Consider the following 6435-nt stretch of genomic DNA (forward strand, 5'->3'; position numbering starts at 1 on the left):
GGAGTACCCGTGTGAGAATAGGCGCACCTAAGGAAACGAGCCGGGGCGAAGCGCGGGTCGCGCTGACGCCTGAGAGCGCACAGCAGATCCAGAAGCTGGGCCATGAGTGCCTGATCGAAACCGGCGCTGGCCTGGCGGCGGGCTTCAACGACGATACCTACCGCGACGCGGGGGTCACCGTGGTGGATAGCGCCGAGGCGCTGTTCGAGGCGGCCGAGGTCGTCATCAAGGTTCGCGAGCCTTCCGAGGCCGAGGCTGCACGCCTGCGTGAAGGCCAGACGCTGATCGCGTTCTTCTGGCCCGCGCAGAACGAAGCGCTGCTGGAGGCGTGCCGCGCCCAGGGCGCCACGGTGATCGCCATGGACATGGTGCCACGCATTTCGCGGGCCCAGAAGATGGACGCGCTCTCCTCCATGGCCAACATCGCCGGTTACCGCGCGGTGATCGAGGCGGGCAACAACTTCGGGCGTTTCTTTACCGGCCAGGTAACTGCCGCGGGCAAGGTGCCGCCGGCCAAGGTGCTGGTGATCGGCGCGGGCGTGGCCGGGCTTGCCGCCATCGGCACCGCGACCAGCCTGGGGGCCGTGGTGCGCGCCTTTGACGTGCGCCCGGAAGTCTCCGAGCAGATCGAATCCATGGGCGCCGAGTTTCTGTTTCTGGACTTCGAGAACAGCCAGGACGGTTCGGAAAGCGGCGGTTATGCCTCGCCCTCGAGCCCCGAGTTTCGCGAAAAGCAGCTCGAGTGCTTTCGCGAGCAGGCGCCAGATGTGGACATCGTCATCACCACCGCGCTGATCCCCGGCCGCCCGGCGCCCAAGCTGTGGCTCGAGGATATGGTCGCGGCCATGAAGCCCGGCTCGGTGATTGTCGATCTCGCGGCTGAAAAGGGTGGTAACTGCGATTTAACCCAGCCCGATGAGCGCATCGTTAGTGACAACGGCGTGATTGTGGTCGGCTATACCGACTTTCCCTCGCGCATGGCCACGCAGTCGTCGCTTCTGTATGCCACCAATATCCGCCATATGCTGACCGATTTAACGCCCGAGAAGGATGGCGTGATCAATCACAACATGGACGATGACGTCATCCGGGGCGCGACGGTTACCCATCAAGGTGACGTGACCTTTCCACCGCCGCCGCCCAAAGTAAAAGCGATTGCCGCGGCCAAGCCGAAGAAGAAAGAGAAAGAGCCGACGCCAGAGGAGAAGAAAGCCACGGAAGCGGCGGCGTTCAAGGCCCAGACCAAACGCCAGGTCGGCATATTAGCAATCGGCGGTGCGCTGATGCTGCTGCTTGGTCAGGTGGCGCCAGCCTCGTTCATGCAGCACTTCATCGTGTTCGTGCTGGCCTGCTTCATCGGTTTTCAGGTGATCTGGAAGGTGAGCCACTCGCTGCATACGCCGCTGATGGCGGTGACCAACGCGATTTCCGGCATCATCATCCTGGGGGCGATTCTGCAGATCGGCTCGGGCAGTGCGGTGGTCAGTGTACTGGCGGCGATTTCGGTACTGATCGCGACCATCAATATCGTGGGTGGCTTCCTGGTGACACGCCGGATGCTGGCCATGTTCCAGAAATCCTGAGCGGCGGAGAGACGATATGTTAGGTCAAGGATTCGTATCGGCCGCGGCGATTGCGGCCAGTGTGCTGTTCATTCTCTCGCTGGGCGGCCTGAGCAATCAGGAAAAAGCCAAGCGCGCCGTGTGGTACGGCATTGTGGGCATGGCGGTCGCGGTGTTCTTCACCGCCTTCGGGCCGGGGATTGGCGGCTACTGGTGGCTGATCCCGATGATGATCATTGGTGCCGGTATCGGTACCTACATGGCGGGCAAGGTCGAGATGACTGAAATGCCCCAGCTGGTGGCGGCACTGCACAGCTTCGTGGGGCTGGCGGCGGTGTTCGTGGCCTGGAGCGCGGACCTCGAGCGTCGCCGGGTGCTGGCGGCGCGCGCTGCTGACGGCGTGATGCAGGAGTTTTCGGCGTTCGCCGCCCTGGTCGCCACCAAGGCGCCGGATGAGCTGACGTTTCTGCAGATCGAGGTGGTGCTGGGCATCTTTATCGGCGCGGTAACGTTTACCGGCTCCGTGATCGCCTTCGGCAAGCTGGCGGGCAAGGTGGATGGCAAACCGCGTCAATTGCCCGGCGGGCATCTGCTCAACGCCGGTGCGGCGGTGCTTTCACTGGTGCTGGCGGTGCTTTATCTCAACGGCGCGGGCTTCTGGACGCTGATCTTGCTGGCCGCGCTTGCCTTCTTCATCGGCTACCACCTGATCATGGGCATCGGCGGCGCCGACATGCCGGTGGTGGTGTCGATGCTCAACAGCTACTCCGGCTGGGCGGCGGCGGCCATCGGCTTCACGCTCGGCAACGACCTGTTGATCGTGACCGGGGCGCTTGTCGGCTCGTCGGGCGCGATTCTCTCCTACATCATGTGCAAGGCGATGAACCGCAACTTCGTCAACGTGATTCTGGGCGGCTTCGGCGGCGCGACCGGGCCGGCTGCGGAGATTGAAGGCGAGCAGGTGGCGATCGACGCCGGTGGCGTGGCCAGCGCCTTGAACGATGCCGATAGCGTGGTCATCGTGCCCGGTTACGGCATGGCGGTGGCCCAGGCCCAGACCGCGGTGAGTGACTTGGTGCGCAAGCTGCGCGCGGCCGGCAAGACCGTGCGTTTCGGCATTCACCCGGTGGCGGGGCGCCTGCCTGGGCACATGAACGTGCTGCTGGCGGAAGCCAAGGTGCCCTACGATATCGTGCTGGAGATGGACGAGATCAACGACGACTTCGCCAGTACCGACGTGGTGATCGTGATCGGCTCCAACGATATCGTCAACCCGGCCGCCGAAGAAGATCCGAACAGCCCGATTGCCGGTATGCCGGTATTGAAGGTCTGGGAGGCCAAGCAGGTGTTCATCTGCAAGCGCGGCCAGGGCACCGGCTACTCCGGTATCGAGAACCCGCTGTTCTTCAAGGAGAACAGCCGCATGTTCTACGGCGACGCCCGCGATAGCCTGAACACCTTGCTGCCGCTGGTGGATTGAGCCTGCCGAGGTTCGTGGTCACTCCCCACAGGGCGCCTCGGCGCCCTGTGGGCTTTTCAGGCTCCTTTATTCCTTTCGTTTTTCCCGTCATGGGTGTTTTTTGAATGCCGATGCTCTTTGATTGTAAATTTCTATCAATTTAGTCGGTAAATGCAAATTGTTGCTATCGCTAAAGTGCTTTAAAAATACGCCATGTCAGTGAGGCGCCAGCCCGCGTGCAGATCTTGAGTCTGGCGGCGCTCACCGTGGTTTCCTGGCGATGCCGGGATAAAGAACGATAAGGGGAAAGGCAGCATGAGTGGTAAATGTCCGGTAATGCACGGTGGCAACACAGCGGCCAGCAAGTCCAACATCGACTGGTGGCCTAACGCCCTGAACCTAGACATCCTGCACCAGCACGATACCAAGACCAATCCTCTAGGCGAGGAGTTCAGCTATCGTGAAGCGCTTGAAACGCTGGATGTCGAGGCCCTGAAAGCGGACCTTCGCCAACTGATCACCCAGAGCCAGGCGTGGTGGCCGGCGGACTGGGGAAGCTACGTGGGCATGTTTGCCCGCGTGGCCTGGCACGCGGCGGGCTCCTATCGCCTGGCCGACGGGCGCGGCGGCGGCGGTACCGGCAACCAGCGTTTTGCGCCGCTCAACTCCTGGCCTGACAACGCCAATACCGACAAAGGCCGCCGCCTGCTGTGGCCGATCAAGAAGAAGTACGGCAACCAGGTTTCCTGGGCCGATTTGATGATGCTCTCCGGTACCGTGGCCTACGAAGTCGCGGGCCTGAAGACCTTCGGCTTCGCCTTTGGCCGCGAGGATATCTGGCACCCGGAAAAGGACGTCTATTGGGGCGCCGAGAAAGAGTGGCTGGCGCCTTCCGACGGCCGCTACGGCGACGTGGCCAAACCCGAGACCATGCAGAATCCGCTGGCCGCCGTTCAGATGGGCCTGATCTACGTGAACCCGGAAGGCGTGAACGGCCAGCCCGACCCGCTCAAGACCGCCGCCCAGGTGCGTGAAACCTTCAAGCGCATGGCGATGAACGATGAAGAGACGGTGGCCCTGACCGCCGGCGGCCATACCATCGGCAAGTGCCATGGTAACGGCAACCCCGCCGACCTGAGCCCGGAGCCCGAAGCGGCAGGCCCGGAGCTTCAAGGTCTTGGCTGGATGAAAACCAAGGGCCGCGGCATTGGCCGCGATACCCTGGTCAGCGGTATCGAAGGCGCCTGGACCAAGAACCCCACCCAGTGGGACATGGGCTACTTCGAGATGCTGTTTGGCCATGAGTGGGAGCTGAAGAAATCCCCCGCTGGTGCCTGGCAGTGGGAGCCCGTCGAGATTGCCGAAGAGGACATGCCGGTCGACGTGGAAGACCCCTCCATCCGCTGCATGCCGATCATGACCGATGCCGACATGGCCATGAAGGTGGACCCGGCGTACAACGCCATCTGCCAGCGGTTCATGGCCGATCCGGCCTATTTTGATGATGTCTTCGCCCGCGCCTGGTTCAAGCTGACCCACCGCGATATGGGTCCGAAGGTGCGTTACGTCGGCCCGGACGTACCCCAGGAAGACCTGATCTGGCAGGACCCGGTGCCCGCTGGCCCTACCGGCTACGACGTTGACGCCCTGAAAGCCCGCATCGCCGTCAGCGGCCTTTCCATCAGCGACATGGTCAGCACCGCCTGGGACAGCGCACGCACCTACCGCGGCTCCGACATGCGCGGCGGCGCCAACGGTGCCCGCATTCGTCTGGCGCCCCAGAATCAGTGGGCAGGCAATGAGCCCGAGCGCCTCGCCCGCGTACTGGCCGTGCTTGAACCTCTCGCCCAGGAAAGCGGTGCCAGCCTTGCCGATACCCTCGTGCTGGCGGGCAACGTGGGGGTCGAGCAGGCAATCAAGGCCGCTGGCCTCAGCACCACGGTGCCCTTCGCTCCCGGACGCGGGGATGCCACGGATGAAATGACCGATGCCGAATCGTTCGAGGCGCTCGAGCCCCTGGCCGACGGCTACCGCAACTGGCAGAAAGATACCTACGTGGTCAGCCCCGAAGAGATGCTGCTGGACCGCACCCAGCTGCTCGGCCTGACGGCGGCGGAAATGACCGTACTGATCGGCGGCATGCGCGTACTCGGCACCAACCACGCAGGCACCCGGCACGGCATGTTCACCGAGCGCGAAGGCGCACTGACCAACGACTTCTTCGTCAATCTGGTGGACATGGCCAATACCTGGCACCCGTCGGGCGATCACTATGAGCTGCGTGACCGCACAACCGGCAAGGTAAAGTGGACCGCTACCCGCGTGGATCTGGTGTTTGGCTCCAACTCGATCCTGCGCGCCTACGCTGAAATCTACGCCCAGGACGACCACATCGAGAAGTTCGCCAGTGACTTCATCGCCGCCTGGACAAAAGTGATGAACGCCGATCGGTTTGATCTGGTGTAACGCTCAAGCCAGCCCAACCACCCCTTGATATCCCCCCTGTCTTGCCCGCATCGAAAGATGCGGGCTTTTTTGTAAGACATTGCCGACAAAGTTTGTAAGACATTGCCGCCAAATGGCCTCTCTGGGTTGCAGTATTAAACGTGACGCTTAACCTAAGCGATTGGCACATTTATCCAGTTTTTCAGGAGGGGGCATGGCGCTCAGCACCGGACTGCACTTCACGCTCACGCTACCCGGCGTTGACGATATCGCGGTAGTCGACTTTACCCACCGCGAAGCGCTCTCCCAGCCCTTTGAGCTGGTGCTCAACCTGGCCAGCCGCGACGGCAGCCTGGAGGCCGCCGAGCTGCTGGACCGTGAAGCTACGCTGACCGTGTGGCAGGATGGTGAAGTGCTGCGTCAGGTGCACGGTATCGTCAGCGAGTTTGGCCGCGGCGACCGGGGCCACCGGCGCACCTTCTACTCCCTGGTGCTACGCCCCGCGCTCTGGCGGCTGTCACTGCGCCACAACTCGCGTATCTTCCAGAAAGTCGATCCGCTGACCATCATCAATACCCTGTGCGACGAGCGTGGGATCACCGATGTGGCCTTCGCCGTCACCCGCGAACTGCCGGAGCGCGAGTACTGCGTGCAGTACCGCGAGACCGACCTGGCGTTTATCGAACGCCTGGCCGCCGAAGAGGGCCTGTTCTACTTTCATGAATTTGAAGCGAGCGCCCATCGGCTGGTATTCGCCGACGACCCCCAGGTGCTCGCCAATCTAGGCGAGCGCACCTACCACAGCCGCGCCGGCGGCACCGCGCCTACGCGCCATGTGCGCAAGCTCAGCCATACCGCCCGCGTGGCCGCGGCCACCGCGACCCTGAAAGACTACAGCTTCAAGAACCCGGCCTACGCCCAGCTGCACGAACACCTGGGCCGTGACGTGGACGCCCACGGCCAGCAGAC

4 protein-coding genes are annotated in these 6435 nt (G+C 62.9%); all 4 read left to right on the forward strand.

The features are described 5' to 3' along the window. Positions 1-11 precede the first annotated feature (11 nt). Positions 12-1583: a Re/Si-specific NAD(P)(+) transhydrogenase subunit alpha gene (locus tag B0H98_RS15080; RefSeq protein WP_106375892.1), complete on the forward strand. Its 1572-nt coding sequence runs from the start codon at positions 12-14 to the stop codon at positions 1581-1583. A gap of 16 nt (positions 1584-1599) precedes the next feature. After that, on the forward strand, positions 1600-3042 hold the full coding sequence (locus B0H98_RS15085; RefSeq protein WP_106375893.1) for an NAD(P)(+) transhydrogenase (Re/Si-specific) subunit beta: 1443 nt from the start codon (positions 1600-1602) through the stop codon (positions 3040-3042). A gap of 294 nt (positions 3043-3336) precedes the next feature. Continuing rightward, the gene (gene katG / locus B0H98_RS15090; protein WP_106375894.1) at positions 3337-5487 is read left to right on the forward strand and encodes a catalase/peroxidase HPI; all 2151 of its coding nucleotides are present in this window, start codon (positions 3337-3339) and stop codon (positions 5485-5487) included. Positions 5488-5680: 193 nt separating this feature from the next. Beyond that, a partial coding sequence (gene tssI / locus B0H98_RS15095; protein ID WP_146130262.1) for a type VI secretion system tip protein TssI/VgrG occupies positions 5681-6435 on the forward strand: 755 nt, incomplete at its 3' end.

This window comes from Vreelandella songnenensis, from assembly GCF_003002925.1.
Lineage (GTDB): Bacteria > Pseudomonadota > Gammaproteobacteria > Pseudomonadales > Halomonadaceae > Vreelandella > Vreelandella songnenensis.